This window comes from Alcanivorax sp. HI0007 (assembly GCF_001635525.1).
Classification (GTDB): Bacteria; Pseudomonadota; Gammaproteobacteria; order Pseudomonadales; family Alcanivoracaceae; genus Alcanivorax.
Genome location: NZ_LWEJ01000132.1, coordinates 1 through 26,057, shown reverse-complemented (window position 1 = coordinate 26,057; position 26,057 = coordinate 1). Strand labels below are relative to the sequence as shown.

27 protein-coding genes and 1 tRNA gene are annotated in these 26,057 nt (G+C 59.4%); 17 read left to right on the top strand and 11 right to left on the bottom strand.

Translation table 11 applies throughout. The annotated features are described in order from the left end of the window. Positions 1 to 119: 119 nt before the first annotated feature. From A3714_RS07420 to A3714_RS07405, 4 genes are all read right to left on the bottom strand, one after another. Positions 120 to 195, bottom strand: a tRNA-Phe gene (locus A3714_RS07420). Positions 196 to 248: 53 nt separating this feature from the next. Beyond that, complete coding sequence (locus A3714_RS07415; protein ID WP_062815658.1) at positions 249 to 533, bottom strand: oxidative damage protection protein; 285 nt, start codon at positions 531 to 533, stop codon at positions 249 to 251. Between the two features lie 34 nt (positions 534 to 567). Beyond that, positions 568 to 1,647, bottom strand: coding sequence for an A/G-specific adenine glycosylase (gene mutY, locus A3714_RS07410; protein ID WP_063508239.1), 1,080 nt, complete (start codon positions 1,645 to 1,647; stop codon positions 568 to 570). 107 nt (positions 1,648 to 1,754) lie between these two features. Then, complete coding sequence (locus A3714_RS07405; RefSeq protein WP_063508240.1) at positions 1,755 to 3,962, bottom strand: AsmA family protein; 2,208 nt, start codon at positions 3,960 to 3,962, stop codon at positions 1,755 to 1,757. A 100-nt stretch (positions 3,963 to 4,062) separates the two neighbouring features. On the opposite strand from A3714_RS07405, the gene A3714_RS07400 reads away from it, so the two are divergent. Beyond that, a complete protein-coding gene (locus A3714_RS07400; protein WP_231865996.1) occupies positions 4,063 to 6,006 on the top strand; it encodes a sensor histidine kinase in 1,944 nt (647 codons plus the stop codon). A gap of 13 nt (positions 6,007 to 6,019) precedes the next feature. On the opposite strand, the gene A3714_RS07395 is transcribed toward A3714_RS07400, so the two are convergent. Next, positions 6,020 to 6,337 carry an acetyl-CoA sensor PanZ family protein gene (locus A3714_RS07395; protein WP_063508242.1) on the bottom strand — a complete coding sequence of 106 codons (318 nt, stop codon included), beginning with the start codon at positions 6,335 to 6,337 and terminating at the stop codon, positions 6,020 to 6,022. Between the two features lie 80 nt (positions 6,338 to 6,417). Between A3714_RS07395 and hisB the strand changes: the two genes are divergently transcribed. The 5 genes from hisB (at position 6,418) to A3714_RS07370 (ending at position 10,405) form a co-directional block, all read left to right on the top strand. Then, positions 6,418 to 7,023 (top strand): imidazoleglycerol-phosphate dehydratase HisB, encoded by a 606-nt coding sequence (hisB, locus tag A3714_RS07390; protein WP_062815663.1) that lies wholly within the window; start codon positions 6,418 to 6,420, stop codon positions 7,021 to 7,023. Positions 7,024 to 7,032: 9 nt separating this feature from the next. Further along, entirely contained in the window at positions 7,033 to 7,674 is a 642-nt protein-coding gene (hisH, locus tag A3714_RS07385; RefSeq protein ID WP_063508186.1) for an imidazole glycerol phosphate synthase subunit HisH, read from the top strand. 84 nt (positions 7,675 to 7,758) lie between these two features. Beyond that, the gene (hisA, locus tag A3714_RS07380) at positions 7,759 to 8,499 is read left to right on the top strand and encodes a 1-(5-phosphoribosyl)-5-[(5-phosphoribosylamino)methylideneamino]imidazole-4-carboxamide isomerase (RefSeq protein ID WP_063508187.1); all 741 of its coding nucleotides are present in this window, start codon (positions 7,759 to 7,761) and stop codon (positions 8,497 to 8,499) included. Between the two features lie 12 nt (positions 8,500 to 8,511). Then, positions 8,512 to 9,288: an imidazole glycerol phosphate synthase subunit HisF gene (gene hisF / locus A3714_RS07375; RefSeq protein WP_063508188.1), complete on the top strand. Its 777-nt coding sequence runs from the start codon at positions 8,512 to 8,514 to the stop codon at positions 9,286 to 9,288. Positions 9,289 to 9,523: 235 nt separating this feature from the next. After that, on the top strand, positions 9,524 to 10,405 hold the full coding sequence (locus A3714_RS07370) for a bile acid:sodium symporter family protein (RefSeq protein WP_062815667.1): 882 nt from the start codon (positions 9,524 to 9,526) through the stop codon (positions 10,403 to 10,405). A 6-nt stretch (positions 10,406 to 10,411) separates the two neighbouring features. On the opposite strand, the gene A3714_RS07365 is transcribed toward A3714_RS07370, so the two are convergent. The 3 genes from A3714_RS07365 to A3714_RS07355 are packed head-to-tail and all read right to left on the bottom strand — an operon-like array spanning position 10,412 to position 13,678. Next, positions 10,412 to 11,176, bottom strand: a complete 765-nt coding sequence (locus A3714_RS07365; protein ID WP_063508189.1) for a divergent polysaccharide deacetylase family protein — start codon at positions 11,174 to 11,176, stop codon at positions 10,412 to 10,414. Next, positions 11,176 to 12,477, bottom strand: coding sequence for a S41 family peptidase (locus tag A3714_RS07360; protein ID WP_063508190.1), 1,302 nt, complete (start codon positions 12,475 to 12,477; stop codon positions 11,176 to 11,178). Before A3714_RS07360 ends, A3714_RS07365 begins: the two co-directional genes overlap by 1 nt. A 40-nt stretch (positions 12,478 to 12,517) precedes the next feature. Further along, positions 12,518 to 13,678 carry a murein hydrolase activator EnvC gene (locus A3714_RS07355; protein WP_063508191.1) on the bottom strand — a complete coding sequence of 387 codons (1,161 nt, stop codon included), beginning with the start codon at positions 13,676 to 13,678 and terminating at the stop codon, positions 12,518 to 12,520. Positions 13,679 to 13,790: 112 nt separating this feature from the next. On the opposite strand from A3714_RS07355, the gene A3714_RS07350 reads away from it, so the two are divergent. Genes A3714_RS07350 through secB form a run of 3 tightly spaced genes read left to right on the top strand, consistent with a single transcriptional unit; the run spans position 13,791 to position 14,975 of the window. Beyond that, the gene (locus A3714_RS07350) at positions 13,791 to 14,207 is read left to right on the top strand and encodes a rhodanese-like domain-containing protein (protein ID WP_063508192.1); all 417 of its coding nucleotides are present in this window, start codon (positions 13,791 to 13,793) and stop codon (positions 14,205 to 14,207) included. A 2-nt stretch (positions 14,208 to 14,209) separates the two neighbouring features. Continuing rightward, positions 14,210 to 14,488 (top strand): glutaredoxin 3, encoded by a 279-nt coding sequence (gene grxC / locus A3714_RS07345; protein ID WP_063508193.1) that lies wholly within the window; start codon positions 14,210 to 14,212, stop codon positions 14,486 to 14,488. Between the two features lie 13 nt (positions 14,489 to 14,501). Then, positions 14,502 to 14,975: a protein-export chaperone SecB gene (secB, locus tag A3714_RS07340; RefSeq protein ID WP_062815673.1), complete on the top strand. Its 474-nt coding sequence runs from the start codon at positions 14,502 to 14,504 to the stop codon at positions 14,973 to 14,975. Between the two features lie 154 nt (positions 14,976 to 15,129). On the opposite strand, the gene trmL is transcribed toward secB, so the two are convergent. After that, a complete protein-coding gene (gene trmL / locus A3714_RS07335) occupies positions 15,130 to 15,600 on the bottom strand; it encodes a tRNA (uridine(34)/cytosine(34)/5-carboxymethylaminomethyluridine(34)-2'-O)-methyltransferase TrmL (protein WP_063525659.1) in 471 nt (156 codons plus the stop codon). Positions 15,601 to 15,890: 290 nt separating this feature from the next. Between trmL and A3714_RS07330 the strand changes: the two genes are divergently transcribed. Next, complete coding sequence (locus A3714_RS07330; protein WP_062815675.1) at positions 15,891 to 16,217, top strand: DUF4377 domain-containing protein; 327 nt, start codon at positions 15,891 to 15,893, stop codon at positions 16,215 to 16,217. A gap of 19 nt (positions 16,218 to 16,236) precedes the next feature. Further along, entirely contained in the window at positions 16,237 to 16,557 is a 321-nt protein-coding gene (locus A3714_RS07325) for a DUF2007 domain-containing protein (protein WP_063508258.1), read from the top strand. A 107-nt stretch (positions 16,558 to 16,664) separates the two neighbouring features. On the opposite strand, the gene typA is transcribed toward A3714_RS07325, so the two are convergent. Continuing rightward, the gene (typA, locus tag A3714_RS07320) at positions 16,665 to 18,473 is read right to left on the bottom strand and encodes a translational GTPase TypA (protein WP_062815677.1); all 1,809 of its coding nucleotides are present in this window, start codon (positions 18,471 to 18,473) and stop codon (positions 16,665 to 16,667) included. A gap of 332 nt (positions 18,474 to 18,805) precedes the next feature. Between typA and A3714_RS07315 the strand changes: the two genes are divergently transcribed. The 3 genes from A3714_RS07315 to A3714_RS07305 are packed head-to-tail and all read left to right on the top strand — an operon-like array spanning position 18,806 to position 21,933. Continuing rightward, positions 18,806 to 19,399 carry a RimK/LysX family protein gene (locus A3714_RS07315; RefSeq protein WP_062815678.1) on the top strand — a complete coding sequence of 198 codons (594 nt, stop codon included), beginning with the start codon at positions 18,806 to 18,808 and terminating at the stop codon, positions 19,397 to 19,399. A gap of 1 nt (position 19,400) precedes the next feature. Beyond that, a complete protein-coding gene (locus A3714_RS07310) occupies positions 19,401 to 20,927 on the top strand; it encodes an inactive transglutaminase family protein (RefSeq protein WP_063509136.1) in 1,527 nt (508 codons plus the stop codon). Position 20,928: 1 nt separating this feature from the next. Then, complete coding sequence (locus A3714_RS07305; RefSeq protein WP_063509135.1) at positions 20,929 to 21,933, top strand: alpha-L-glutamate ligase-like protein; 1,005 nt, start codon at positions 20,929 to 20,931, stop codon at positions 21,931 to 21,933. On the opposite strand, the gene A3714_RS07300 is transcribed toward A3714_RS07305, so the two are convergent. Next, positions 21,923 to 22,861 (bottom strand): metallophosphoesterase, encoded by a 939-nt coding sequence (locus tag A3714_RS07300; RefSeq protein WP_231866083.1) that lies wholly within the window; start codon positions 22,859 to 22,861, stop codon positions 21,923 to 21,925. The genes A3714_RS07305 and A3714_RS07300 overlap by 11 nt on opposite strands. A gap of 158 nt (positions 22,862 to 23,019) precedes the next feature. Between A3714_RS07300 and A3714_RS07295 the strand changes: the two genes are divergently transcribed. The 3 genes from A3714_RS07295 to glnA all read left to right on the top strand — a co-directional run. Continuing rightward, complete coding sequence (locus tag A3714_RS07295; protein ID WP_062815995.1) at positions 23,020 to 24,117, top strand: tRNA (5-methylaminomethyl-2-thiouridylate)-methyltransferase; 1,098 nt, start codon at positions 23,020 to 23,022, stop codon at positions 24,115 to 24,117. 149 nt (positions 24,118 to 24,266) lie between these two features. Beyond that, complete coding sequence (locus tag A3714_RS07290; protein WP_231866082.1) at positions 24,267 to 24,521, top strand: sulfurtransferase TusA family protein; 255 nt, start codon at positions 24,267 to 24,269, stop codon at positions 24,519 to 24,521. Positions 24,522 to 24,751: 230 nt separating this feature from the next. Beyond that, on the top strand, positions 24,752 to 26,057 hold a 1,306-nt coding region (gene glnA, locus A3714_RS07285), incomplete at its 3' end, for a type I glutamate--ammonia ligase (protein WP_063527165.1).

Genomic DNA, 26,057 nt, shown 5'->3' with positions numbered 1-26,057 from the left:
CGTGCCCTCTGCGGCTTTCGCTTTGCGAGCAAAGCGCCAACAGGTGGTGGTAACCGGCGGGGGAGGCGTGGCCAGACACCATAAAAAAGGCCCCGCTCTGTTGAGCGAGGCCTTTTGTATGGTGCCCGGAGGCGGAATCGAACCACCGACACGGGGATTTTCAATCCCCTGCTCTACCGACTGAGCTATCCGGGCAATCAGGGCGCGTATTAAAGCGGCTAGAGCCGGGGGCGTCAAGGGATGCGCGTTTATTTGTTCGCATCGTGAGCAGGGGGAACGTAACCCTCCGCTTTTTCATAGTTTTCGTTGTTCAGAAAACGATCACGTTGTTCATCCAGGAAGCGTTTCGCTTCCGGGTCCATCACGTTCAGGTGTTTTTCGTTGATCAGCATGGTCTGCTCATGCAGCCATTCCTGCCACGCCTGCTTCGATACGTTGTCGTAGATGTCCTGGCCCTTGGGACCGGGGAAGGGCGGGCGTGCCAGCCCTTCCTGCTCGCTCTGGTATTTTCGGCAGAAAACCGTGCGACTCATAACGTCTCCGTGATACGGCGTTTGTGTGGCGAGACTATAACATGCTGGTCTGGCGGGGTGTGTCGAGTCGGCCCAGCAGTTTTTTTACCGGGGCGGCGAGCCCCAGTTCCCCGGGGGCGGCCGGGTTCACCCAGCGGCCATTGTTGTCGCCGGTGCCGACCACCTCCACCCGGATCTCCCGGGGGGAGATATCCAGGTGGAAATGACTGAACGTATGGCGAAACTCCGTCAGGAGCTGAGGTGTACCACTGGCCCGCAAGGCCCGTTGTTTCAGGGCGTTTTCGACATCGTCGCTCTGCTCCGTCTGGGGGAAGCACCAGAGGCCGCCCCAGATGCCCTGTGACGGGCGGGGTTCCAGCCAGACCCGACCTTCGTGGTCACGAAGAATCAGCATGATGGTGGTGCGTACCGGCAGCGCTTTTTTGGGTTTCTTGCCGGGGTAATCCTGGGGATTGCCGTTGCCATGGGCGAGGCAGTGGGGCTGCAGTGGGCAGGCACCACAGTTCGGGGTGCCACGGGTGCAGACGGTGGCGCCCAGATCCATCATCGCCTGGGTGTAATCGGCCAGCCGTTCATGTGGCGTGTAGTGCTCGGCCAGCTCCCAGAGACGGTTTTCCACCGGCTTCTTGCCGGGCCATCCCTCTACCGCGTGCAGCCTTGCGAGGACCCGTTTCACGTTGCCGTCGAGGATGGCGGCACGAACCCCGCGGCTCTGGGCGAGAATGGCGCCGGCGGTGGAGCGGCCGATGCCGGGCAGGGCGGATACCTCTTCAACGGTATGCGGGAAATCGCCATCATGCTCACTCACCAGCACCTGGGCGCATTTGTGCAGGTTGCGGGCGCGGGCGTAGTAGCCAAGGCCCGTCCACAGGTGGAGCACTTCGTCCTGGGCGGCACTGGCCAGGCTGTGTACATCCGGGAAGCGTTCCATGAACCGCTGGAAGAAAGGAATTACGGTGGCAACCTGGGTCTGTTGCAGCATGATTTCCGAGATCCACACCTGATAGGGCGTGCGCGGGTGTTGCCAGGGCAGGCTCTGGCGTCCGTACTGGTCGTACCAGGTCAGCACAGCGGCGCTGAAAGTGGCGGGATCGATGGGGGAAGGACTGGGCATGCCGCGAGTTGTACCCGGAAACACCGGGCAGGGCAAGCGCGTCGGTGTGTTTGCAGCGGAAGAGGCCGGAGCGTGCGAGGGTCGCTCCGGCCGGGTGCGGACGGAAATTAATTGAACAGCTTTTTCAGGCCGTCCTTGATTTGCTTGTCCACTTCTTCCTTGGCCTTTTTCTTGGCGGCATCCTTGATCACTTCCTCGGCGGTGTCGCCTTCACCCTCGATGCCCAGCTTATCCTTGATTTTCTCCTGGGCAGCCTTGGCAGCAACCTGTTTGCCGATGTCCTTGAAACCGTCTTTGTCCGGGCCACACCACTTGGCGGGGCTGCCAGCCAGGTTGCCTTCACAGCGCAAGGGCCAGGTGGTGCCTTGCAGATACTTGGATGTTCCCAGTTCCGGGGACTGCATGCCGATTTTCAGGTCAAAATCCTGGTTGAGGATATTCATCCAGCCGTTACCGGTGATTTCGCCTTTGCTGAGAACCGCATCCAGACTGTCCAGGTAGGCCACGTTCTTCTCCAGACGGGCCTTGGTGGTCAGGTCCACGATCTTGGTGTCCTCAGACAGGGCGCTGGGCAGTTTGCCGGACTCCTGGTTGGGTATCAGAGCCGTCGCCAGGCCCTGGAACTGGCCCAGCATGTCGTTCACTCCGCCAACCAGCGTCTGGTAGAGGTTCAGGCCGCGCACAGTGGCGTCAGCCAGGGAGATATCGATGTTGCCTTTCGCGGAATCCATCAGGGCTTTTTCGCTGTTGCCGCTGGCGCTGTAAGTGCCGTTCATGGCGAATACGCCCTTACCGAGATCGTCTCCCAACGCCATTTGCACCAGCGGCTGGATCTGCACACTGGTAACGGTGTTGCTGGCGGTGATTTTGGGCGTATTCCCGGAGGCATCCAGTTTGCCCTTGGCGCTGAAGCTGCCGCCCAGGGTTTCGCCGCTGGCTTCGCTAAGCTGCAGCACGCCGTTGTTGGCCGTCACGGCAAACTTCATATTCTTTGCATCGATGGTGTCGTATTTAAGGCTGCCGATGCGCAATTTGCCATCCAGCACCAGCGGTCGAAGGGTGTCTACCGGTATCAATTCCGCGGTCGACAGGTTGGCGGTGCCGCCTTCCTTGCCGCCCCCTGCCGCTGCAGTGGCGGGCTCGCCGGAGGAGGGGGGCATGTAGCCGTCCAGGGTGATCTGGTCCAATGCCAGATCGAAGACAATCTTGCCGCTCTCCAGGCTGGCCAGGCCGGCGCTGCCGCTGAGGGTGCTGTCATCCAGTGTGATTTTCAGCGGATTGGCCATGATGCTACCGGGCTCACCCCCCAGAGAGGTTTCCATGGCGATGTTGCTGAGCGCCTTGCTGTCGGTGGTTTCAATGGGCGCTTCGCCGATGGCTTCCAGCACCTTGTTGGCATCAAAGGAGGCGGTGGCCAGTTTGCCGCTGAGCTGCATGTCGCCGGTGAGCGCGGTGATATCGATATTGCCGCGGGTTTCGGTGCCGGCGGCGGTGAGCAGCAGATCCTTGATGGAGACGGTGTCCTCGTTGAGATTCACGTCGAGCTTCTGCTCCAGATGAACATCCACCGGCATGGTGGTGGCGCCGGCAATGTTGGCGTCCAGTGTCATCGGGTCGAGGATGAAGTGGTTGGCGTCAAGATTGGCGTTCAGGGTGGTATCCAGATTCAGGTCCACGCGCATGTCGCTCTGGTCCTGATAACGCAGGGACATCTGAAGCGGGAAAGCCTCGTCCAGATTGACGTCCTGGGCGTTCAGGTTGAAGTGTTCCACCACGATATCGGTGCCATCGGCAGTGTTGCGATAGCGAACCTTGCCGTCGGTGATGGCCACGCTGGGGATGGTCAGGGGGATATCCAGACTGCTGTTTTCTCCTTCCGGGTCGGCGGGGGTTTCTTCCGGCGTTTCTTCCGCTGTGGTTTGCGGGCCAATCTGCTCCCAGTTGGCGCCATCAGGCCCTTCGACGAGGTTCACATCCAGGCCAGCCAGCGTGATGCCGTCCATTTCAACCTGACCGTAAAGAAGGGGGAGGACCGCAACACTGACGCTGGCCGCGTCGAGGGCCGCGAACAGTTCTTCCTCGTCAGCAATGCGCGCCTCGGTCCTGCCCAGGCTGACACCCAGGGAGGGCCAGAATTGCCAGGCAAGGTCGCCCTGGATATCCAGGGTGAGGTTGGCCTGCTCCCTGGCCTGCTTTTCAATTTCCGGTTTGAACTCGTTGGGATCAATGACCTGGGTGATCACAAAAACGGCAATGGCCAATAGCAAAATGATGGCAAAAAATGTGATCAGCAAAATTTTTACGAGGCGTCCCATGGAGCTCTCCTTGCGTGTTGGCCGATGGATCGGGATTATACCAGTCGGAAATAACTGACCATAACTTAGCATTGATGGTATGTGTTTAGGGGAAGGGCCTTTGCAAAAGTTCCAAATTTCAGTGTTGACGCTCCTGTTGATGTGGTTCGGCCTGGCGACGGCCGCCCAGGACAGGACGGTGGCGCTGAGCAATGCCGGGGATAAGGTATTGCTGGGCGAACACATGCAGATACTGGAAGATCCGGAAGGCGACTGGACCCTGGATCAGGTGCGGGATCAGTTTGCCAGTCGCTTTCGTGCCAGTGAAAGCAGTGCCCTGAACTTCGGCTTTACCCGCAGTACCTTCTGGCTGCGCATTGCGGTGGATACGTCCGGTGTGGAGGGCAGCTGGTTTCTGGTGGAACGCCACCCGATCCTGGATGAGCTAACGCTTTATGCCCCTGACGACCAGGGCAATTACATCGCCCAGGCAGTGGGCGATACCCGGGGTTTTGGTCAGCGACCGATGAATCACCGGGCCTTCGTGTTTGCACTGGACACTGACGAGCCTGGTGTCAAAGAGTATTACCTGAAAGTGCGCGGCAAGGGCGCGCTGAACATGATGCCGGTGTTGTTCAGCGCCAAAGGGCTGGTGGAATTTACTTACCTTGAGCAATTGATGCAGGGCCTGTTTTACGGTTCATTGGGCATCATGCTGGTCTATAACCTGCTGCTCTACCTCTCTCTGCGTGACAATGTGCACCTGCATTTCGTTATGTTTCTGGGCGGCGTGATTTTCTTCAATATCAATGTCAGTGGCTTCGGCTTGCAATACCTCTGGCCGGAAACGCCCGGGATTAATGAATACTTCTGGCTAAGTACCTATGTGATTGCATTGGCGCTGGCTCTGTATTCCCGACAATTCCTGCAACTGGCCCAGCGCTTCCCCCGATATGACCGCCTGCTCAAGCACTACCTGATCATGATTGGTGGGGCGTTCCTGCTGCAGTGGTTGATGGAGCCGCCCTGGACCTACCACCTCTCTACCGCGGTTGCGTTGCTGACCATTGTGCTGTTCAGCTGGCTGGGCTGGATGGTCTGGCGACAAGGGTTTCGGGTGGCACGGCTCTATGTGCTGGCATGGTCCGTATTTCTTCTGACGATATTCCTGTTCGCCATGGGGAACCTGGGGTTGATGCCCTACAGTGTGTTTGTGCCGTATCTGCCGCACTTTGGCGCTCTTTGGGTGGTGGTAATGCTGTCCCTGGCCCTGGGGGATCGCATTCGCTTTCTGGAAACCGAGCGCAAGCAACTTGCCCATGAGGCCCAGCAGAACCTGGAGCGCCACCTGGCGGATATCGAGCAGATGAACCAGGACAAGTCCATGTTCCTGCAGTACATCAGTCATGAGCTCAATACACCGATCAACTGGATTGGGGCGGCGGACTCCCTGGGCCAGGATGCCAGGGGCGACCAGGAGGTGGATGTCTGGGCCATGGTGCGCAAGGGGCAGAGGCGGCTGACAGGCATTGTCAGTACCTCGCTGCGCTATTTTGATTTGTCTGACCGGAATCAGCCGCCCCCGGTGAGTAACTGTCAGCCCATGTGGGTGCTGGATGCGATTCTGCGTGAACAGACGGCCAGGATTGAGAAAAGCGGCGTTGCCGTGCGCAACCGGGTATCACCGAACTTGCGGGTCAATGCCAGTGAGGGGGAATTGCAGGAGGTATTGTCCATTGGTCTGGATAATGCGCTGCGTTTCAGTGCCGAAGGCGACAGTGTGGATATATCCAGTGAAGTGGACGTGCCCGGTGGTTACGCGGAAATTCGCATTCAGGATGAGGGCAAGGGCGCGACCGCGGAGCAGCTTGAACATATCCTCGAGCCGTTCTTCGTCATGGGCTCGCGCCACCACGAGGAAGGGTTTGGCCTTTCCCTGGCCATGGCCAGGGTGATGATTGAGCAGGTGGACGGCCAGTTGTGGGCGGAAAGCCCCGGCCCCGGTCAGGGATTTACCCTGCATATCCGGTTGCCGCTTTCGGACATGCAGGCACCGCGGGCCTAGCCCTGACAGCCCATCAGCGTGTCGGGCCGCATTCCCTGGGCATGGCCAGAATGGCCCCCAGTTGCTGGCCGATCAGACGCAGGAAGTCCTTGCCGACGCCCCGGCCCCGGGTGGCCGGGTGTACCACCACCCAGTCCAGCTCGGGCCGGTCTTCTTCTACCAGCGCCACCGCCACGCGCTTGCCGTTGAAATGGGCGGCAAACAAGCGTTTGCCCCCGGCGGCCACCGCCGCGTCCAGTTTTTCCCGGTATTGCGGGTCATCGCGCAGTACCTGATCGAAGGTGGCGGCCTGCTCCGGCGACAGGGGGTGGGATTCGGCACTGATCGGCATGGAATTGCTCCGCTGGTTAGGCTCTGTCAGGGTGCGTATAATAACTGGCCCACTGCCCTGGGTAACCCCTGGAGATAGAGATGAGCAAGCGCAGCGCCACTGTTGAGCGCAACACCCTGGAAACCCAGATCCAGGTCTCCATCAATCTGGATGGCACCGGCCAGTGCAAACTGGATACCGGGCTGCCGTTCCTGGAGCACATGCTGGACCAGGTGGCCCGCCATGGCCTGGTGGATATCGAGATCAACGCCAAGGGCGATTTGCACATCGATGCCCACCACACGGTGGAAGACATCGGTATTACCCTGGGTCAGGCATTTACCAAAGCCATTGGCGACAAGAAAGGGGTGCGCCGTTACGGCCATGCCTATGTGCCACTGGATGAAGCCCTGTCCCGCGTGGTGCTGGACCTGTCAGGCCGTCCCGGCCTGGAGATGTTCGTGGACTTTACCCGGGGCAGCATCGGCGGCTTCGATGTGGACCTGTTCTACGAATTCTTCCAGGGGCTGGTCAACCACGCCATGATTACCCTGCACATTGATAACCTGCGCGGCAAAAACGCCCACCACCAGGCAGAGACCGTGTTCAAGGCCTTTGGCCGTGCCCTGCGCATGGCGGTGGAGCCGGACCCGCGCATGAGCGGCATTACCCCGTCCACCAAGGGCACCCTCAGCGAAAGCGAGTAACCGTAGCGTATGAGTGAAGTAGTAGCCGTCATTGATTACGGCATGGGTAATCTGCACTCCGCCGGCAAGGCGCTGGAGAAGGTTGCCAGTGGTCAGCAGATCGTGATTACCGGTGATCCGGCCCAGGTACGAGCCGCCGACCGCGTGGTGTTTCCCGGTGTGGGTGCCATCCGGGACTGTATCGCCGTGCTGCGCGAAACCGGCCTGGATCAGGCCATTCTGGATGTGATTGCTGCCGGCAAGCCGGTGCTGGGTATCTGTGTGGGCATGCAGGCCCTGATGGCGCGCAGTGAGGAAAACAACGGCGTCGAGTGCCTGGGCGTATTTGACGGCCAGGTCACTTTTTTCGGGGAGCTGCAGAGCGATACCGGTGGCCGCCTGAAGGTGCCCCACATGGGCTGGAATCAGGTGCAGCAGGGTATGGCGCATCCCATGTGGGCCGGCATTGCCGATAACACCCGTTTTTACTTCGTGCACAGCTATTGCGTTACCGGGCTGGCCGATGAGGAAGTGGCGGGCCGTTGTGACTACGGTCTGAGTTTTGCGGCGGCGGCGACCATAAAGAATGTTTTTGCGGTGCAGTTTCATCCGGAAAAAAGCGCCGATGCGGGCCTGACCCTGCTGGAAAATTTTCTGCGCTGGCGGCCCTGATACAGCGGCAGAACCGCGTCAGCACAAACCACTATTTCCTGTGCTGCCCTTCTGCGAGGGCAGCCTTCGTTTTGAGACCTAGCTATGCTTTTGATTCCCGCCATTGATCTGAAAGACGGTAAATGTGTACGCCTGAAGCAGGGGCGCATGGAAGACGATACGGTGTTTTCCGATGACCCGGTGGCGGTGGCCAGCCACTGGGTGGAGCGCGGTGCCCGTCGTCTGCATCTGGTGGACCTGAACGGTGCCTTTGCCGGTGAGCCGGTGAATGGCGACATCGTCAAGGCGATTGCCAAGGCCCACCCGGATCTGCCGATCCAGATCGGTGGCGGTATTCGCAGTCCGGAAATCATCCAGGCCTATCTGGATGCCGGGGTGCAGTGGGTCATTATCGGCACCAAGGCGGTCAATGAGCCGCAGTTCGTCAAGGAAATGTGCCAGCAGTTCCCCGGCCACATCATCGTTGGTTTAGACGCCAAGGATGGCAAGGTCGCCACCGATGGCTGGGCCAATGTGACCGATGTGGATGTGATTGATCTGGCCAAACAGTTCGAGAACGATGGTGTCTCTGCCATCGTCTATACCGATATCAGCCGTGACGGCATGCTGCAGGGCGTCAATGTGGACGCCACCGTGCGACTGGCCCAGTCCATGTCCATCCCGGTAATTGCTTCCGGCGGCATCACCAATCTGGATGACGTGCGTCACCTGTGCGCGGTGGCGGACCAGGGCATCAGTGGTGCCATCACCGGCCGAGCCATCTACGAAAACACCCTGGACTTCGGCGAAGGCCAGGCTCTGTCCGACGAACTGACCAGCGCCTGACAGGAACGCATTATGGGCTTAGCCAAACGCATTATTCCGTGTCTCGATGTGGATGCCGGTCGGGTGGTCAAGGGCGTCCAGTTTGTGGATATCCGCGACGCCGGTGACCCGGTGGAGATTGCCAAGCGCTATAACGACGCCGGCGCTGACGAGATTACCTTTCTGGATATCACCGCCAGTCATCAGGAGCGTGACACCACCCTGCACACGGTGGAGCAGATCGCCAGCCAGGTGTTTATCCCCCTCACCGTGGGCGGCGGCGTAAGGACTCTGGAAGATATCCGTAATCTGCTCAATGCCGGTGCCGACAAGGTGGGTATCAATTCGGCGGCAGTGCAGAATCCGGAATTTGTCCGTGAGGCGGCGGAGCGTTTCGGGTCCCAGTGCATCGTGGTGGCCATTGATGCCAAGAAGGTCAGTGCCGAGAGCGAGACCAATCGCTGGGAAATCTTCACCCATGGTGGCCGCAAGCCCACCGGGCTGGATGCGGTGGCCTGGGCCAGGAAGATGACCGACTACGGTGCCGGCGAGATCCTGTTGACCAGCATGGACCGGGATGGCACCAAGAACGGTTTTGATATTGCCCTGACCCGCGCCATCGCCGACGCGGTGCCGGTGCCGGTGATTGCGTCCGGCGGGGTCGGCAACCTGCAGCATCTGGTAGACGGCGTGGTACAGGGCGGTGCCGATGCGGTGCTGGCGGCATCCATTTTCCACTTCGGCGAGTATTCCGTGCAGGAGGCCAAGCAGTTCATGCAGGCCGCCGGTGTGGAGATGCGCCTGGACTAGCGTCCGCGATACTTCCCCGGCGCGTGCCGCCTGGCGCGCTGGCGCTTTGCTGGCAGCGTCAATCTTTCGGTTGCCCTTACCCTTTGTCTTGCGAGCAAAGCGCCAACGGATATAGGTCGGGAAACGTCAGACCCGGGTGGCATATGCGTCAACCTAGCCGCTTTGTACTGGATGGCGGTGAAATCCTGTTCTACTCTCGAGGTTTTACCAAGAATAATACCTCGGGAGAGTGGCAATGGGTTCCAATGCGCTAATCGATGTCGGCCTGCCGGTATCGCTGTTTCTGATTATGGTGGGGATGGGGATGACCCTGACCCCCAAGGACTTCCGTGAAGTCGTCATTGCCCCCCGCGGCACCTTCTTTGGTCTGCTGGCCCAGATTCTCCTGTTACCCATCATTGCCCTGGGTGTGGCGCTGGCTTTGGACCTGTCCCCGGCACTGGCGGTGGGCCTGATCGTCATTGCTGCCTGCCCTGGTGGCACGACGTCCAACCTTTTCGTCTATCTGGGTCGCGGTGACGTGGCCCTGTCCATTGTGCTGACAGTGCTGGCCAGCCTGATTACCATTGTTACCCTGCCGGCCTTTACCGGCTGGGCACTGGAGCGCTTCCAGGATGCGGACAAGGTGCTGGAGCTGCCGGTATTGCGCACCATCATCACCCTGTTTGTGATTATCCTGCTGCCGGTGGCCATCGGCATGACCCTTCGCCATTTCCGCCAGGACTGGGCGGAAAAAGGGGAGAAGGCCGTGGGGCTGCTGGGCCTGCTGGTGTTGGTGGCAGTCATCGTGTTGCTGATGGTGGAGCTGGGTGAGGAAGCCCTGGAGCTGTTCCGCAAGGCGGGGTTGTCGGCGATGATTCTGAATGTTGCCGGCCTGCTGCTGGGTCTGGTCGGCGGGCGCCTGATCGGCCTGAGCCGGGACCAGGCCTTTACCGTGGCCATCGAGCTGGGCATCAAGAATGGCACACTCGGGTTGATGGTGACCCTGACCCTGTTGCATTCGGAAGCCATGTCGGTGCCATCGGCGGTTTACGGGGTGCTGATGTTTGTTTTCGGTTTCCTGATGATCGGTTTTGCCCGGCTTACCGGGATTGGCAAGGGTCAGGTGACCCCGTAACCGGGTTCACGATCCGGCGTGGCTACCGTCACCGGTGGTGGCGGTATCCAGAGCCGGGGTTTCCAGCAGGGACGAGACGGGCACCACCTCAATGCCGGCATCGTCCATCAATGGCAATACCTGCTGCAGATAGTGCACGGTTTCCGGATAGGGGTGGCCGATGGCAATGGCCTGGCCCCGTTCACGGGCCAGGCGGATCAGTTTGTTGAACTGGTCGTTGATCTTGACCAGATTGCGATCGTTATCCAGAAAGATGTCACGACTGGCGTTGGCCAGTCCCTGTTGCCGGGCTATCCGCTGGGCCACCGAGCGGCCACTGGTGCGGCTGTCTACAAAGAACAGCTGGTGGGCTTTCAGTTCCGCCATCAACCAGCCCATGGGCTCAGGCTGTTCGGTGAATGCACTGCCCATGTGATTGTTCAGGCCCCGGGCCTGGGGGATCTGGCTGAGAGACTGACGCACCGTATCCAGCAGTTCTTGTTCGCTGATTCCCAGCCGCAGGCCGCCGCGATCCAGGCGGATGTGGTCTCCGGCATCCATGGGCATGTGCACCAGTACTTCCTTGCCGGCCAGACTGGCGCGTTCGGCCAGCTTGCGGCCATGGGGGGAATAGGGAATTACGGCACAGGTAACCGCTGCCGGAAGGTCGGCAATGGCCTGGCCGTGGTGACGGTGATAGCCCAGGTCATCAATGATGATGGCGATGCGCGGCTTTGCCGTGGCTGCGGTGACTGCCAGCAGCAGCACCAGAGCGGTTGCGAAACGGCGCATCAGCGGCCTTCGTTGCTGCGGGCCAATACCACGCCTTTCAGCACGGACAGCGCCTGCGCCAGGGCATAATCCTCCTGGGCCAGCGACTGGCGCTTGCCATCGTTTTGGCTCTCGCCGTTTTCATTGTTCAGGTGGCGTGGCAGGTCGGCTTCCCGTACCTGCATGTCTTCACGGACTTCCAGTTTGGTGACCACATCCACGACAATATCCGGTTCAATGCCTTCGGCCTGGATGGAACGTCCATCGGGCGTGTAGTAACGGGCGGTGGTCAGCTTCAGGGCCTTGTCTTTGCTCAGCGGCAGCACGGTCTGCACCGAGCCCTTGCCGAAGGTGCGATTGCCTACCACGATGGCGCGGCCCTGATCCTGCAGGGCACCGGCAACAATTTCCGAGGCGGACGCGCTGCCGCCGTTCACCAGCACCACCATGGGCATGCCATTCAGGCGATCGCCGGGTTTGGCATTGAAGTCACTTCGGCTGCTTTGCTCACGGCCCTGTGTGTAGACAATCAGGCCGCTGTCCATGAACAGGTCGGCCACTTCCACGGCGCCGCCAAGAACACCGCCGGGGTTGTTGCGCAGGTCCAGCACCAGGCCGCGCAATGTATCTTCCTTGGCCAGCTTGTCCAGTGCCTTGCGGGCATCGTCGCCGGTGTTGTTCTGGAACTGGGAAATCCGCAAATAGCCCATTCCCGGTTCCAGCATGCGTGATTTGACGCTGTGCAGCTGGATCTTGTCGCGTGTGAGGGTGACCTGATGCGGTTTTTCGTCCCCCTCGCTAAGCACCATCAGTTCGATCTCCGAGCCGACCTCGCCGCGCATCAGCTCCACCGCTTCGCCCAGCGTCAGGCCTTTCACAAACGTCTCGTCGATTTTCAGGATCAGGTCGCCGGCCTGGATGCCGGCCTTGCTGGCCGGGGAGCCGTCCACCGGGGTGACGACCTTGACGAAGCCGTCTTCCATGGTGACTTCGATACCCAGGCCGCCGAACTCGCCTGTGGTGGTGACCTGCAGATCGTCGAACTGATCCGGTGTCAGGTAGCTGGAGTGGGGGTCCAGTTCATAGAGCATGCCGCGAATCGCTGACTCCAGCAGTTCCCGGTCATCCACTTCATCAATGTAGGCGCCACGAATACGCTCCATCACTTCGGCAAAGGCACGCAGTTCATCCACCGGTACACCTTGCTGACGGGCCTGTTGATCCAGTGCCGGGTCTTCAGCGTGAAGCAGGGTAAGGGGGGCGGCGGACAATAATGCTGTCACCATGGCGGTGCGCAGAAAAGAGAAGGTCGGCGTTGGCATTCAGAATCCCCGGCAGGCACGCGGTCTCAGTGGGCGTGCTTTAATCGTTTGTGTTGTGGGCCAGTGGCGGCAGTGTAACACGGCGATTACACCAGCGTGTGGGGTTCACCGCCTTGCCCCGATGGCGTATCTCGAAGTACAGACCGCTGGCGCGGTTGCCGCCGGAATTGCCGGCCAGAGCCAGGCTATCCCCGGCGGATACCCATTCGCCCACTTCCCGCAGCAGGCTCTGGTTATAGCCGTACAGCGTCAGGTAACCATTGCCATGATCGACAATGGTGAGCAGGCCGTAGCCGCGCAACCAGTCAGCGAACACGACCCGCCCGGCGTAGACCGCCCGTACCGGTGTGCCGGCAGGGGCATTGAGGATCACGCCCTGCCAGCGCAGGGCGCCTTCGCGGGCACTGTTATAGCGGGTGCCGATGCTGCCCTGTACCGGCCATGGGAGCTTGCCGGCCAACTTGCCGAAGGGTTTGCCGCCCAGGTCCGCGGGGATGTCGTCCAGACTGCGCTGCATGTCTGAAAGCAGTTTTTCCAGCTGTTGCTGGTCCCGCTTGAGTTGGCTGAGGCTTGTGCTGCGGTCGTCCAGTGAGCGGTTCAGGCTGGCCAGGGTCTGCTGACGGTTTTTCTGGGCTTCCTGCAACTTGTTCGCGTGCTGTTGCATTTCGCTTCGTTTGTCGAGCATTGTCCGGCGGGCCTGTTCCACGCGCAGACTGACCGCCATCAGCTCATCCAGTTCTCCATTAACCTGCTGCAAGCGCTGGCTGCGGGCACGCTGGTAGTATTCCTGGTAGCGCAGCAGGCGGGCAATCTGGTCCGGTTGCTCCTGGTTGAGGAGCAGTTTGATGCGTTCCTGGCGACCGGCCTGGTAGCTGGCACGAACGGTTTTGGCCAGCCAGCGGAGCTGGGTCTGTTTTTCCCGGGCCAGCTGAGCCTGTTCCTGTTCCAGTTCTGCCAACCGCTGGCGGGCCTTGTCGGCCTGTTGTTCCAGACTGCGTTGTTCCCGGGACAGACGACTGATGCGCAGCTCTGCCTCACGCAGATCAGCCTGAACCGAATCCCGCTCGCGAAGTTCCCGGTTCTGGGCAGCACTGAGTTCGCTGATGCGTTCCTTGAGCTGCTTCAGTTCGGCTTTGGACGGCGCACTCTCGCCCCAGGCCAGGGCGGGTAGAAGGAGTAACAGCAGTAATCCGGGGCGCATGGTTTTACCTTACCCCCTTGCGGGTGTGTATACTTGGCGCCGATTTTCCGTCGGCGCGGGACTGTCCAATTTTCTGCACAGCCTCGCCCATTGCCACTGATTCGGGGTTCCAATGAGCCAATTGCTTGAATTTGCCAGTAACCATTACCTTCTGGTGTCCGCCTTCTTTCTGCTGTGGGCCGTTTTCTTTGTGCTTGAGTCCCGCCGTGGCGGCAAGGCTCTGAGTCCTCAGCTGGCCACCAATCTGGTGAACCAGAAGGATGCGGTGATTGTCGACCTGCGCGACAGCGATGAGTTTCGTGCGGGTCATATCGCCGGCAGCATCAATATTCCTGCCAGCCAGGCCCTTGAGCGTATTGCAGAACTGGAAAAATACAAGGACAAACCCATTATTCTGACTTGTGATATGGGTGCCAAGGCCTCACATCTAGGTCGTCAGCTGCGCGGCAAGGGCTTTGTGGAGCTCTATCGCATCCAGGGCGGGCTCAATGCCTGGCGTGGTGCCAGCCTGCCCGTGGTGAAGGGGTAGGCATGGCTAAGGTCGAGCTTTATACCACAGGTTGGTGCCCGTTCTGCATTCGTGCCAAGCAGTTGCTTAACAGCAAGAATGTGTCGTACCAGGAAACGGATGTGGACCGTCAGCCGGACCAGCGCGCAGTCATGATGCAGCGCGGTGGGGCGCGCACGGTGCCACAGATCTTTATTGATGATCGCCCCATCGGCGGTTGTGATGAACTTTACGCTCTGGAGCGCGCAGGGGAGCTGGATACGCTGCTCGGTGCCAATTCGGGGGAGTCGGGAACACGGTAACAGGAGAAAAAAGATGGCCGAACAACAACAGGTTTTCCAGCTGCAGCGCATTTATCTGAAAGACGCGTCGTTTGAGTGCCCGGGCGCCCCGCAGGTGTTTCTGGAAGAGTGGAAACCCAAGGTCAACGTACAGCTGAACAACGGTGCCCGCCGCATTGGTGAGACCGATGAATTCGAAGTGGAGTTGACCGTTACCGTCACCGCCAAGGATGAGAAGGAAGAAAAAACCTTCTATCTGGCAGAAGTGAAGCAGGCCGGTATCTTCACCGTAAAGGGTGTGGAAGGCGAAGAACGGGCCCAGCTGCTGGGTGCCTACTGTCCGAACCTGTTGTTCCCTTACGTACGCGAAGTGGTCTCGGATCTGGTCGCCAAGGGCTCCTTCCCGCAGATGGTGCTGCAGCCCATTAACTTCGATGCCCTGTACCAGCAGCAACGCCAACAGCAGGCAAAAGCGCAGGCGGAAGCTGAGGGTGAGACGGTGCAGTAACTGCAATTAATAGTTAATAATGAATAATTAATAACTCCGCGGGGGTAATCCTCGCTGCTTTTGAACGCAAGAGGCCGCGTCCATGGTTTGGGCGCGGCCTCTTGTGCTTCGGGCTAGTATANAGCGGGATCGCGCCGTTATTAATTATTAACTATTAATTATTCACTGCCCCTATGTAGTCCAACTGCCGCCACGCCTCATACAACGTTATCGCCACCGCATTGGCCAGATTGAGACTGCGGCTGTTGGCCACCATGGGCAGTCGCAGTTTTTGTGTGGGTGGCAGGCTGTTGAGAATGTCGGTGGGCAGGCCGCGGGTTTCCGGGCCAAAAAGCAGCACGTCTTCGTCCGCAAAAACGGCATCACTGTGTGGCTGGCTGGCCCGGGTAGTGAGGGCAAACAGGCGTCGGCCGTCCATGGCTTGCAGAAAAGCCTTAAAATCCGCGTGCACAGTGAGATGGGCCAGTTCGTCGTAGTCCAGGCCAGCCCGGCGCAGCTTCTTTTCTTCCAGGGAAAAACCCAGTGGTTCGATCAGGTGCAGATGCGCCCCGGTGTTGGCGGCCAGGCGGATGATATTGCCGGTATTGGGCGGGATTTCCGGTTCGAACAGTGCGATATGGAGCATGGGGACCTGTTTCAAGTGTGTACGCAGTGGCGCCGGAGGACGTTTTTCGCCGGGGCGTGATTGCGATTGAGCCGTGCGGGCATCTTACATTATCAGCAGAGCCTTGCGGGCTGGCGGCCGTTTCCCCTTGAGGGACGGTGAGCCAGGCCTGATATCGCGTTACGGTATGGCGACATTTACAGTTGCTCGGTGGGTGTATACAGGAGGCAAAAAGGTTCTTTCTTTTGCCTTGGCGTGCGGCTCATGGTACTGCTTAACGCCTGATAAGCGAAAAGAACAAGGCTGGTACCATGATACTGAAACACATGCTGTTTGCGGTGCTGTTTTTACTGGTGGCCTGTGGTGAAAAGGAAGACAAGGCCGGTGAAATCCTGCATGTCGCTCCTTATACCTCGGCCTGTATCGGCGCGGGGCCCATGGACTGCCTGCGGGTACGCAGTGATGGCGAGACCAACTTTCAGCTTTTCTATAATCATATCGAAGGGTTTGAGTTCGAGCCCGGGCACAATTACACGTTGCGCGTGCGGATAGAAGAGGTGGCGTCACCGCCAGCGGATGCCAGCAGTTTGCGTTATACCCTGTTGGAGGTGGTGAAGAAGGAGGCGGTCAACCCTTGATGCAAGGCTGGAGGGTGTCGTGAAGTGTGTGTTTCGGGCCCGCGATGCCATTGAGGCGCATATGCTGGCGGATCTGCTGGATCAGGTCGGCATCATGGCACAGGTGCAGGGCGACATGTTGCAGGGGGCTGTCGGCGAATTGCCTGCGGCAGGGCTGGCATCGGTGTGGGTTGCCGAAAGTGATGAAGCGCGGGCCCGTGAAGTGATCACGGATTTCGAGGCCAGTCAGCCGGCGGACTCCCCGGAGACCCATCGCCCACAGGCGCAGGCTTCTTTTACGCGGGGTCTGTTGCTGGGGATGATTCTTGGTGCGGTGATGATGCTGGTATTGCTGCGTTAAAAGAAATCGATACAAAAAAGCCGGGCAATGCCCGGCTTTTTTTATGCAACCTTGGCGCTGGGCAAGCAATGCGACTGTGCGTATTGCTTGCTCTGGCCAGTGTTGGGTTAGCGCCCTGCGCGCTTGCGCTCGGTTTCGGTGAGCAGCTTCTTGCGGATGCGCAGGCAGTTCGGGGTGACTTCCACCAGCTCGTCATCTTCGATGAAGTCCAGGGCCTGCTCCAGGCTGAAACGGATCGGCGGGGTCAGGACGATGTTTTCATCGGTGCCGGAAGCACGCATGTTGGTCAGCTGCTTGCCCTTGGTGGGGTTGACCACCAGGTCGTTGCCGCGGCTGTGAATGCCGATGATCTGGCCTTCGTACACATCCACGTTCGGGTCGATCAGCATGCGACCACGCTCCTGCAGGTTGAACAGGGCGAAGCCCAGCACCTTGCCTTTCACCATGGACACCAGCACACCGTTGATGCGCTTGGCCATGTCTCCGGCCTTGAATTCACCGTAATGGCTGAAGGTGCTGTTGAGGATGCCGGTGCCGGACGTGAGAGTCAGGAACTGACTGCGGAAGCCGATCAGGCCGCGGCTGGGTACCAGGAATTCCAGGCGAACGCGACCCTTGCCGTCCGGTTCCATGTTGGTCATTTCTGCGCGGCGCAGACCCAGATGCTCCATGATGGCGCCCTGGTGTTGCTCTTCCACATCCGCAATCACGGTTTCGTAGGGTTCCTGCTTGACGCCATCCACTTCACGGATGATGACCTGGGGACGCCCCACGGCCAGCTCGAAACCTTCCCGGCGCATGTTTTCGATCAGCACCGACAGGTGCAGTTCGCCACGGCCGGAAACGCGGAACTGGTCGGCGCTGCCGGTTTCTTCCACGCGCAGGGCCACGTTGTGCTTGAGCTCGGCTTCCAGGCGCTCGCGGATCTGGCGGCTGGTGACGAACTTGCCGTCCTGGCCGGCAAACGGCGAGGTGTTCACGTGGAAGAACATGCTCACGGTGGGCTCGTCCACGCTCAGTGGCGGCAGGGCTTCCACGCTGGCCGGGTCACACAGGGTGTCGGAAATGTTCAGCGGGTCCAGGCCGGTGATGCAGACGATTTCGCCAGCGGAGGCCGTGGGGGCGTCGACCCGCTCCAGGCCGTGGTAGCCCATGATGGTTAGGATCTTGCCGCTACGGACCTTGCCGTCAGCGCCGATGACTTTGACCGGGCTGTTGGCCTTGATCTTGCCGCGCTTGACCCGGCCGATGCCGATGATGCCCAGGTAGCTGTTGTAGTCCAGGGAAGAGATCTGCATCTGGAAGGGGCCGTCCGCGTCCACGTTCGGGTAGTCCACCTTGTCGACAATCGTCTGCAGCAGCGGGGTCATGTCGTCGGCCATGTTGTCCGCTTCCAGGCCGGCGATGCCGTTCAGGGCGGAGGCGTAGATCACCGGGAAGTCCAGCTGCTCGTCAGTGGCGCCCAGGTTATCGAACAGGTCGAACACCTGATCCATGACCCAGTCCGGACGGGCGCCGGGACGGTCGATCTTGTTGATGACCACGATGGGCTTTAGGCCGGCGGCAAAGGCTTTCTGGGTGACAAAGCGGGTTTGCGGCATGGGGCCATCCACCGCGTCTACCAGCAGCAGTACGCAATCCACCATGGACATGACCCGCTCCACCTCGCCACCGAAGTCGGCGTGGCCGGGGGTGTCAACGATGTTGATGCGGTATTCATTCCACTGGATGGCGGTGTTCTTGGAGAGGATGGTGATGCCACGTTCCTTCTCCAGATCGTTGGAGTCCATTACCCGCTCAATATCGCCAGCGCGATCTCCCAGGGTGCCGGATTGTTGCAACAGCTTGTCCACCAGGGTGGTCTTGCCGTGGTCAACGTGGGCGATGATGGCGATATTGCGCAGACGTTCAATCACAGATGTAGCTCCGTTAAGAAATGGGCGAAATGCGCCAGGGGCCTTGTTCCGACATGGACGTGGCCCCGCCTGGTGGCCCTGAAAAAAGGCGCTTGCATCTCGCGGGGGCGCGCATTATACCAGCGCTGCGCGCAGGTGATAGCCCGTCGGTCAGGCTTTCGCGTAAGATTTGCGAATGTGAAAAGATTCAAAAATTCACAGTTGTTCCTGCGAGTCGGCGGCGGATCGCCTAGAATGGCGCAACCATTTCCTCGGAGAAGAGTCAGAGCCACTGTCATTCTCCGTTGTCGGTGCCGATTTTTCGGCAATAATGCTTTTATAATCAGGTTGTTATGATGCGAATCCCCTTGGTGTTGATAGGGGTGCTGGTGCCTGCTGTGACTCTGTCCGAGGCGCCGCCAGCCAACAAGAGAATCTATGGTCTGCACGAAAGTGTGCATATCCGTGAATTGGGCATTACGGTGCCGGCAAAGTTGGACACGGGAGCGGATTCAGCCTCCCTGAGCGCCCGTTACATAAAGACCTTTGAGCGTGACGGGGTGAAAATGGTTGAGTTTGATATCGCCATCGACAGAGATGACCGCGAAGAATGGGGCATCACTCAGAGCCAGTGGGATGACATAGAGTTGCCCCTGGCCGGGCATGTGCGGATTAAACGCCGGGCGGAAAGCGTGCAGGATGGCGAGCGGGATTTCAGTCGCCGGCCGATGGTGACGTTGACGGTATGCGTAGGCAATCGGCGCCAACAGATTGATGTCAATCTGACCGATCGCAGCGAGTTTCGTTATCCGCTGTTGATTGGAGCTGACGCCCTGAAGGGCCTGGGCGCCTTGATAGATCCGTCGCTGTCCATGTCTTTGGGCAAGCCACGCTGCCGTGATGAGAATGAAGATACACTGACGATGGAGGCTGCCGGGGCGCATTAACATGGGGTCTGTCAAATTTCAGGCACGGATTCTGGCCGTGTTTCTTTTGCTATTGGGTGGCGGCAGCATTGCGTACCAGTTGCTGGTGCAGAAAGTGCCGTTGACCCAGGACGAGAAAGACCCGGTATGGGTGGTGGACGCCCAGGTCAGTTTTACGGCCAGGGCCAACAAGCCCATCAAGGTGCGTATGTTTGTGCCACCGCAAGGGGCGGGCTACACCACCCTCAATGAGAGCTTTGTCTCCAATAACTACGGCGTGAACGTCAATGTGGAGAAGGGTAACCGGCAGGTCACCTGGTCGGCCCGCCGTGCCGAGGGCAATCAATACCTTTACTACCGGTTGATGCTCACCCCCCGTTTTGCGGAAACCCGCGAGAATGAGCCCGGGCCACAGTTCCGGCCGGCACCGGTGCTGGATGGCGCGGAAAAGCTGGCCGCTGAGGCGCTGTTGCAACCGATTCGTCAGCACTCCGCCGATGTGGAAACCTTTATTGGCGAAACCATCAAGCGAGTGAACGAGCTGGAAAACGACAACGTCCAGCTGTTGCTTGGTGGGGATGTGAGTCCGGAGAACCGGGCCCAGGTAGTGGATCTGCTGCTGGCCATGTCCCACATTCCGGCTCAGCCGGTGCATACCCTGCGACTGGTGCAAAGCCAGGAGCAACAGCCGGAACTGTGGTTGCGCACCTACAACGGCAAACGCTGGTTGTACTTCAACCCGCTGGATGGCCAGCAGGGTTTGCCCAGTGATCGTGTGGTGTGGTGGAGCGGCAACGAGCCATTGCTGAATATCGAAGGGGGGCGTTCTGCCAACCTGACACTGAGCGTCCATCGCAATGAAATGAGTGCCCTGCAGCTGGCGCGCTCTTTGCGGCTGCAGGATGCCAGCAGCTTTATCGACTTTTCGCTTTATGAGTTGCCTCTGCCCTCGCAGCAGCTGTTCCGCATCCTGATGATGATCCCGGTTGGGGTGCTGCTGGTGCTGCTGATTCGTTCCCTGGTTGGTATGGAAACCCTGGGCACCTTTACCCCCGTGTTGATCGCCCTGGCATTCCGGGAAACCCAGGTTATCTGGGGGGTGTTGTTGTTTACCTTTATCACTGCCATCGGCCTGTCAGTGCGCTCTTATCTTGAGCACTTGAAGCTTCAGCTGCTGGCGCGGTTGTCCATTGTGCTCACCTTTGTGGTGATAGTGATGGCGGTGATCAGCCTGCTTGGCTACAAGCTGGGTGTGTCTTCGGGTCTGTCCGTGGCGCTGTTCCCCATGGTCATTCTCACCATGGTGATCGAGCGGATTTCCATCGTTTGGGAAGAGCGGGGCGGTTCTCAGTCCCTGAAAGTGGCGCTGGGCACCCTGGTTGCGGCGGTGTTGTGCCACTTGTTGATGGTGTGGCAGCCCCTGGTGTATTTCGTCTTTACCTTCCCGGGCGTGTTGCTCTGTCTGGCGGCGGTGATGGTCTTGATGGGGCACTACCGGGGCTACCGGCTCACCGAGCTGATGCGCTTCCGGGCCATGGTGGAGCGCTGACATGTTCTGGTCCAAGACCCGCAAAGCACTGCGTGCCCGTGGCGTGATGGGTATCAACCAGCGCAACGGCGATTACATTCTGCGCTATAACAAGCGCAGCCTGTATCCGCTGGTTGATGACAAGTTGCAGACCAAGCAGATGGCGCTGGATGCGGGCATCCGGGTGCCGGAACTGTACGGTGCCATCGCCACGGAGCAGGGTATTTCCACCCTGCACCGGGTGGTGGAGACCCATCGGGATTTCGTCATCAAGCCGGCCCAGGGGGCGGGCGGTGACGGTATCATGGTGATTGCCGATCGCTTTGAAGATTATTTCCGTTCTGCCTCCGGGCGCATCGTGACCACCGAAGAGCTGGAACATCATATTTCCGGGATTATCTCCGGCATTTATTCCCTGGGCGGCCACCGTGACCAGGCCCTGATCGAATACCGTGTGCGTTCCACCGAGCTGTTCAATCGCATCAGCTTCGAAGGGGTGCCGGATATCCGCATTATCGTGCTACAAGGCTACCCGGTGGCGGCCATGCTGCGTTTGCCCACCCGCCAGTCCCAGGGCAAGGCCAACCTGCACCAGGGGGCCATTGGCGTGGGTCTGGACCTGTCCAGCGGTGTGACCCTGGGCGGTACCTGGCACAACCAGAAAATCGAGCGGCATCCGGATACCGCCAATGCGGTGGCGGGTCTTACCGTGCCTGACTGGGAAGAATGTCTTGAGCTCGCCGCCCGCTGCTATGATCTCACCGGCCTGGGTTATCTCGGTGTGGATCTGGTGATGGATCGGGAGTTCGGGCCGATGATGCTGGAGCTGAATGCCCGTCCCGGGCTGAATATCCAGATTGCCATGGATGATGGTCTGCTGCGTCGCTGCCGGATTATTGAGGATCACCTGGACAGGCTGGGTAACAATCGTCGCCCGGCGGCCGAGCGTATCGCCTTTTCGAAAACCCACTTTGCCGTTGCTGGCCCTGTGCCGGTGAGCGAGCCGGCTCCCCCTGTCACCCCCTGATTCCCTGGCCGCGTTTTTCTCCCTCCCATAACAGCGTGATCAGTGGGTCGTCAGGGTCGCCCAGCACACTGTAGAAGCGGTAGTTTGCCCGCAGGCTGTTGCCATCGTCGTGGATATCCAGGGTCACCAGGCCATGGGTGGCGCGGGTGAAGCGTTGGTTGTCACTGGGCGGGCCCAGGTCATTGTTGATACTGGCGGAGCCGGAGATCAGCTGCCGGGTGCCCTGGTATTCCCCCTCGTCGGAGAGAATGTGATCGTGGCCGCCCAGCAGCAGGTCCAGTCTGCCAATCAGCTTGCTGTTGAGGTGCAGTTGAATCATTTCCCCGGCATTGCCATGGGAGCCGGAGCTGATCATGGGGTGGTGGGAAAAGGCCATGCTGAACCCGCATTGCCGATCTTGTGCGGTCTCCATGGCCTGTGTCAGCCAGGCACCCTGGCGTCGTAGGTAATACCATTTCTCGAACCAGGTGGTTTCCAGGCTGAAGGCGCAGGCGTCTGGCCATTGCTCGAAATAGTAGTAGTGAGGGAAGTGGATCAGCGGGTGTTGCCGGGCCACCTCCAGCCAGGCCTCGGCATTCTGTTTCCAGTCATGATTGCCCAATACCAGATAAACCGGGATGCCGACATCCAGTGCCGGGCCCAGTGGGGCGAAAAAGCGACTTTCTAGTAGGGGGTCTTCCGGACCCGTGATGCCGTCCGGGTAGACCAGATCCCCCAGATAGCGGATCTGGTCGCAGTTCAGCTCCACCAGCGCTTGCCCCACTGCCAGGGAGGGGGCATTGCCCCAGCCTCCGTCGCCAATGACGCAAAGGCGCTGCCCCGCCAGTGGCTCCTTGTGCATTAGCCAGGGGCCATGGGGGGTATGCCACCACCAGCCAAGGCTGGCTGCAGCAATCAGCAGGGTAAGTAGGCGCAGCAGTTGTCGCAAACGATTGGGCTCCCGGGCCGGTCTGGAGCCCAATTGTGCTGTGCTGATATGACCCTGAAGTGACATACCCCGGGTGTGAAGGGTGCGTCAGGAGTGCGTGATTGCTATACTTCGCCGCCCATTTTTTGAGCGCCAATCAAGGCAGCAGGTTTTTTCACATGACGTCTTCGGTAACTGAGTCAATCCAACCGATCAAGCGCCGCGCTATCGCTCTGGTGTCTGGCGGGCTGGACTCCATGCTGGCAGTGAAAGTGATGCAGGAGCAAGGGATCGAGGTGGAAGGCGTTAATTTCTTCACCGGCTTCTGTGTGGAAGGCCATACCCATGCCATCCGCAAGAAAGACCAGAACAAGGAAAAGCGCAACAATGCCCTGTGGGTGGCTGAGCAGCTGGGCATAAAAATGCACATCATTGATATCTCCGAGGAGTACAAGGATGTGGTGCTCAACCCGAAACATGGCTACGGGGCCAATCTGAACCCCTGCCTTGACTGCAAGATTTTCATGGTCAATCAGGCCACCCTGATGATCAACAAGGCGCGGGAGTTGGCCGGTGACCGGGGGTTCGATTTTATTGTGACCGGCGAAGTGATTGGCCAGCGACCCAAAAGCCAGCGCAAGGAAACCATGCCGATCATCAGTCAGGAGTCCGGGGCGGATGACCGCTTGCTGCGCCCGTTGTGCGCCAGAAACCTGCCTCCTACCCTGCCGGAGCGCGAGGGCTGGGTGAATCGCGAAGCGCTATACGGTTTTACCGGCCGTAACCGCAAGCCCCAGATGGCGCTGGCCAAGGAGTTTGGGCTGGATGATTTTGCCCAGCCTGCCGGCGGCTGCTGTTTCCTCACCGACGAATCCTATTCCAACAAGCTGGCGGATCTCTGGAAGGCGCGTAACGAGCGCCGCTATGAACTGGATGACATCATGCTCTTGAAGGTGGGGCGCCATCTGCGTCCGCAGCCCCACTACAAATTGATCATCAGTCGTGAGGAAGGGGAAAACCGTTTTCTGGAAGGTTACCGTTACCAGTTCACCAGCATTACCACGGTCAGCTGCCCGGGGCCCCTTGCGTTGGTGGATGGCAACTTCGAGAGCGAAGCTGAGCTGCAGCAGGCCGCCGCTATTGTTGCCCGCTATTCCAAGGGCCGCTCCCTGGACGAGGTGACCCTGGAGGTGCGCAGCCCGGATGGCGTGGCACGCCAGGTGACCGTGGCGCCGGTGCAACCGGATGCGGTGCCGCTGGCATGGAATGTGGGGTAAATCAGTGACGAGAAGCAAGTCTCTAGGAGCGACAGGCAAAACCCGGGTTGCTCTTCAAGCCTCGCTTCTCGCAACTCGCCACTGACTTGTTCGTCTCTTTCTCCATGAATAGAACCGCTCCCTCAACACGCTGAAGCAGGTACGCTTTGATGATGACCGAAGCCCTTCATGAACTGGATGTGCGCCGCATGTTGTGCCCCATGCCGGTGATCAAGACGCAGAACAAGGTGCGCACTTTGGCGACTGGCGATTGCCTGCGAGTGGTCTGCACGGACCCCGGAGCGCTAAGCGATATCCCTGCCTGGTGCCGCATCAACGGGCATGAGGTGCTGGAAACCGGCGAGGCTGGCAACGAGGTATTTGTGGTTTTGCGGGTCGGGGAGGATAACGGTGCACTTTTTTAGTGCATTATAATGGTGCATCGCACCATATTAATGCACTGTAAGAGTGTATGCTTTCCTTCGGTTGCGCATTTAACCGTCAAATGCGCTAAAAAAGGGCTGGCATGGAACTTGCCTCCCTATTGGCAAAGCAGGCCTGGTGGCCGAGAATACCGGCTCTCTGTTCTGCCCTGATGCGGGGTGGGGCAACGAGTCAGAGACAAACCCGCTGTTCCTTAGGAGGACGCACGACAATGTCTGAAAAGACCCTCAAGCTGATCAAAGATAATGATGTGAAATGGGTGGACCTGCGCTTCACCGATAGCCGTGGTAAGGAGCAGCACGTAACCCTCCCCGTGGGTGAAATCGACGAAGATTTCTTCCAGGACGGCAAAATGTTCGATGGTTCTTCCATTGCCGGCTGGAAAGGCATCAATGAGTCCGACATGGTGATGATGCCGGATGATTCCTCCGCTGTACTGGACCCGTTCACTGACGTGGCAACCGTCAACCTGCGTTGCGATATCCTTGAGCCGTCCACCATGCAGGGTTACGAGCGTGATCCCCGCTCTGTGGCTCGTCGCGCCGAGGAATACCTGAAATCCACTGGCATCGCCGACACTGCGCTGTTTGGTCCTGAGCCGGAATTCTTCGTATTTGATTCCGTGCAGTGGAAATCCGACATGCAGGGTTCCATGTACAACATTCACTCCGAAGAAGCCGCGTGGGTATCCCACGAGGACTTCGAAGGTGGCAACATCGGTCACCGTCCGGGTGTGAAGGGCGGCTACTTCCCGGTTCCGCCGGTAGATAGCCTGCACGACCTGCGTGGTGCCATGTGTTCCGCCATGGAGCAAATGGGCCTGAACATCGAAGTGCACCACCATGAAGTGGGTACTGCGGGCCAGTGTGAAATCGGTGTTGGCGCCAACACCCTGACCGCCAAGGCCGACGAAGTGCAGATCCTCAAGTACTGTGTGCACAACGTGGCTCACGCCTACGGCAAGACTGCCACCTTCATGCCCAAGCCGCTGATCGGTGATAACGGTTCCGGTATGCACGTTCACGTGTCCCTGGGTAAAGATGGCAAGAACCTGTTTGCCGGTGACGGCTACGCAGGTCTGTCCGACGAAGCTCTGTACTTCATCGGCGGCATCATCAAGCACGCTCGTGCCCTGAACGCCTTCACCAACGGTTCCACCAACTCCTACAAGCGTCTGGTGCCCGGCTTCGAAGCCCCGGTAATGCTGGCCTACTCTGCCCGTAACCGTTCTGCTTCCATCCGTATTCCGTTCGTGAGCAACGCCAAGGCCCGTCGTATCGAGGCGCGCTTCCCGGATCCGTCTGCCAACCCGTACCTGTGCTTCGCGGCCCTGTTGATGGCAGGTCTGGACGGTATCAAGAACAAGCTGCACCCGGGCGATGCCATGGACAAGGATCTCTATGATCTGCCGGCTGAAGAAGCCAAGGACATCCCGACCGTGGCCCATACCCTGACCATGGCGCTGGATTGCCTGGAAGCCGACATGGACTTCCTGACCGAAGGCGACGTGTTCTCCA

Excerpts from the sequence above, each read along its gene's own strand:
- A3714_RS07355 (WP_063508191.1), bottom strand. The coding sequence starts at position 13,678 with ATGCGCCCCGGATTACTGCTGTTACTCCTTCTACCCGCCCTGGCCTGG.
- A3714_RS07405 (WP_063508240.1), bottom strand. The coding sequence starts at position 3,962 with ATGGGACGCCTCGTAAAAATTTTGCTGATCACATTTTTTGCCATCATT.
- hisA (WP_063508187.1), top strand. The coding sequence starts at position 7,759 with ATGCTTTTGATTCCCGCCATTGATCTGAAAGACGGTAAATGTGTACGC.
- hisH (WP_063508186.1), top strand. The coding sequence starts at position 7,033 with ATGAGTGAAGTAGTAGCCGTCATTGATTACGGCATGGGTAATCTGCAC.
- A3714_RS07360 (WP_063508190.1), bottom strand. The coding sequence starts at position 12,477 with ATGCCAACGCCGACCTTCTCTTTTCTGCGCACCGCCATGGTGACAGCA.
- A3714_RS07395 (WP_063508242.1), bottom strand. The coding sequence starts at position 6,337 with ATGCCGATCAGTGCCGAATCCCACCCCCTGTCGCCGGAGCAGGCCGCC.
- trmL (WP_063525659.1), bottom strand. The coding sequence starts at position 15,600 with ATGCTCCATATCGCACTGTTCGAACCGGAAATCCCGCCCAATACCGGC.
- mutY (WP_063508239.1), bottom strand. The coding sequence starts at position 1,647 with ATGCCCAGTCCTTCCCCCATCGATCCCGCCACTTTCAGCGCCGCTGTG.
- A3714_RS07365 (WP_063508189.1), bottom strand. The coding sequence starts at position 11,176 with ATGCGCCGTTTCGCAACCGCTCTGGTGCTGCTGCTGGCAGTCACCGCA.
- hisB (WP_062815663.1), top strand. The coding sequence starts at position 6,418 with ATGAGCAAGCGCAGCGCCACTGTTGAGCGCAACACCCTGGAAACCCAG.
- A3714_RS07370 (WP_062815667.1), top strand. The coding sequence starts at position 9,524 with ATGGGTTCCAATGCGCTAATCGATGTCGGCCTGCCGGTATCGCTGTTT.
- grxC (WP_063508193.1), top strand. The coding sequence starts at position 14,210 with ATGGCTAAGGTCGAGCTTTATACCACAGGTTGGTGCCCGTTCTGCATT.
- A3714_RS07350 (WP_063508192.1), top strand. The coding sequence starts at position 13,791 with ATGAGCCAATTGCTTGAATTTGCCAGTAACCATTACCTTCTGGTGTCC.
- A3714_RS07310 (WP_063509136.1), top strand. The coding sequence starts at position 19,401 with ATGGGGTCTGTCAAATTTCAGGCACGGATTCTGGCCGTGTTTCTTTTG.
- A3714_RS07315 (WP_062815678.1), top strand. The coding sequence starts at position 18,806 with ATGATGCGAATCCCCTTGGTGTTGATAGGGGTGCTGGTGCCTGCTGTG.
- secB (WP_062815673.1), top strand. The coding sequence starts at position 14,502 with ATGGCCGAACAACAACAGGTTTTCCAGCTGCAGCGCATTTATCTGAAA.
- A3714_RS07290 (WP_231866082.1), top strand. The coding sequence starts at position 24,267 with ATGATGACCGAAGCCCTTCATGAACTGGATGTGCGCCGCATGTTGTGC.
- A3714_RS07295 (WP_062815995.1), top strand. The coding sequence starts at position 23,020 with ATGACGTCTTCGGTAACTGAGTCAATCCAACCGATCAAGCGCCGCGCT.
- A3714_RS07415 (WP_062815658.1), bottom strand. The coding sequence starts at position 533 with ATGAGTCGCACGGTTTTCTGCCGAAAATACCAGAGCGAGCAGGAAGGG.
- hisF (WP_063508188.1), top strand. The coding sequence starts at position 8,512 with ATGGGCTTAGCCAAACGCATTATTCCGTGTCTCGATGTGGATGCCGGT.
- A3714_RS07330 (WP_062815675.1), top strand. The coding sequence starts at position 15,891 with ATGATACTGAAACACATGCTGTTTGCGGTGCTGTTTTTACTGGTGGCC.
- A3714_RS07305 (WP_063509135.1), top strand. The coding sequence starts at position 20,929 with ATGTTCTGGTCCAAGACCCGCAAAGCACTGCGTGCCCGTGGCGTGATG.